This window comes from uncultured Candidatus Puniceispirillum sp., from assembly GCF_963979125.1.
Lineage (GTDB): Bacteria > Pseudomonadota > Alphaproteobacteria > Puniceispirillales > Puniceispirillaceae > Puniceispirillum.
The window spans coordinates 1-2,090 of record NZ_CAXBVX010000176.1; the positions used below are offsets into that span (position 1 = coordinate 1).

Annotated in this window: 2 protein-coding genes; both read left to right on the forward strand. The window is 48.2% G+C overall.

Annotated features, from left to right (window positions below; all coding sequences use genetic code 11):
• The first annotated feature begins 14 nt into the window (after positions 1–14).
• Entirely contained in the window at positions 15–176 is a 162-nt protein-coding gene (locus tag ABNT28_RS10925) for a sarcosine oxidase subunit delta (protein WP_348721616.1), read from the forward strand.
• A partial coding sequence (locus ABNT28_RS10930) for a 2Fe-2S iron-sulfur cluster-binding protein (protein ID WP_348721615.1) occupies positions 173–2,090 on the forward strand: 1,918 nt, incomplete at its 3' end. The genes ABNT28_RS10925 and ABNT28_RS10930, both read left to right, overlap by 4 nt.

Genomic DNA, 2,090 nt, shown 5'->3' on the forward strand with positions numbered 1-2,090 from the left:
GTCCTGACGACAGCATCAGCGATACAGAATGGGTTGACTGGCTTACAGTATCTGTTAACCCGATTGGCTATGTTGAAGAAAAATGGTGGCACGCAAAGGGCTGTGGCAAATGGTTTACTGTCAACCGTCACACGGTCACGCATAATGTAGTCAAAGCCGATGAGAAAAGCATATGACGCAGCAACCTTTCCGGCATTCAACAGGCGGCGCTATCAACCGCTCAAAATCCATTAAATTTGAATTCAACAATAAGATATATTTTGGATTTGAAGGGGATACGCTAGCCTCGGCATTGCTTGCAAATGGCGTGTTTCTAACAGCCCGCTCATTTAAATATCATCGCCCTCGTGGCATCATGGGTGCAGGTGTTGAAGAACCATCCTGTCTTGTCGAGCTACTTGGTGAAAATGCAGCTGGAAATCACGCAGCAACCACGGTGCAATTATCTGACGGTCTGCGTGCCAAATCGGTCAATTGCTGGCCATCACCCAATTTTGATCTGATGGGCATTAACCAGCTCTTCTCACGTTTCTTACCAGCAGGGTTTTATTACAAGACCTTCATGTGGCCAAACTGGCATTTTTTTGAGCCATCAATTCGCCGAGCCGCAGGTCTTGCGGCAGCACCTGATGACCGCATTCCGGATCAGCATTATGAAACACGCTATTGGTATGGCGACATTCTTATTGTTGGCGGCGGTGCCTGCGGATTACTTGCAGCGCTGATTGCCAGTCGAAGCGGAGCGCGGGTAATGCTTGTTGATGATCACCTTCACCTAGGCGGCTATTTGCGGAAAAGTCAGACCCTAATTAATGGTAAACCAGCGCATGATTGGGTCACGGATATCATTGCCGAGCTTGATGCCAATCCAGACGTCACCATTCTTCAAGATGCTACCGCTTGGGGCTATCGAGAGGATAATCAGCTTCTGGTAACAGAACGTAATCCTGCTGCAGATCACGTTTTCCAGCGAGGTTGGAAAGTCAGGGTAAATCAGGTTGTCCTTGCCACTGGCGCGATTGAACGAAATCTTATATTTGCCAATAATGACCGACCGGGGATAATGTTGGCGTCAGCTGTGCAGCGTTATGTCAATGAATTTGCTGTAACGCCTGGTCGCCGTATCGTTATTTTTACTAATAATAGCAGCGCCTACGCACTGGCACATGATCTTCAGACTGCTAAAAAGGATGTCGTTGCTATTATCGATAGCCGCCCATTAGATAGCATTGGCGCGGAAAAGGACGGACTTGATATACCCATACATGCAATGCATCAGATAACTACTGCGCATGGCGCCAAACATCTCAATGCTATCAGTATCAGTGATGCAGATGGCAAAACAACACGCCTTGATTGTGACCTATTAGCCATATCTGGGGGGTGGAATCCGGCTGTGCATCTATTCTCGCAATCGCGCGGCTCCCTTGCCTATGATGATGATTTGGCCAGTTTTGTTCCAGACAAGCCAATGCAAAAAGTCGTGAGCATAGGTGCGGCTGATGGCAAGATGAATATAGTTGATGCCATCGCGGAAACTACAGTAAAAATTACCACCAGCCTTGCAGAATATGGGTTTACCAATCCTGCCATGACGATGCCCAAAATAGATTCAGTGGCTGATTACAATCTGCAACCGCTTTGGCATGTTGACGGCCTTAAACCCGGCGATAAGGCTTTTGTCGATATTCAGAATGATGTCACACTTGATGATATCGGCATTGCCATGCGCGAGGGCTTTGACACTGTCGAGCATGTAAAACGCTATACCACTGCAGGCATGGGTATTGATCAGGGCAAAACAGGCAACGTCAATATCATTGGACACATGGCTGAAGTCAGCAATAAAAGCCCCGGAGATATTGGAACAACTACCTTCCGCTCTCCTTTCACACCGGTAGATTTTGGTGCCATTGCTGGACAACGGAATGGCAACGTTGTTCTTCCCTTCAGGCATACACCAATTACCGAATGGAACAAAAAACATGGCGCTGTCATGTATGAGGCTGGCGCACGCTGGCAACGCCCGGGCTATTTTCCAATCGACGGCGGAACCATGCAGGACGCTATCAATGCCGAGGCAGAAGCAG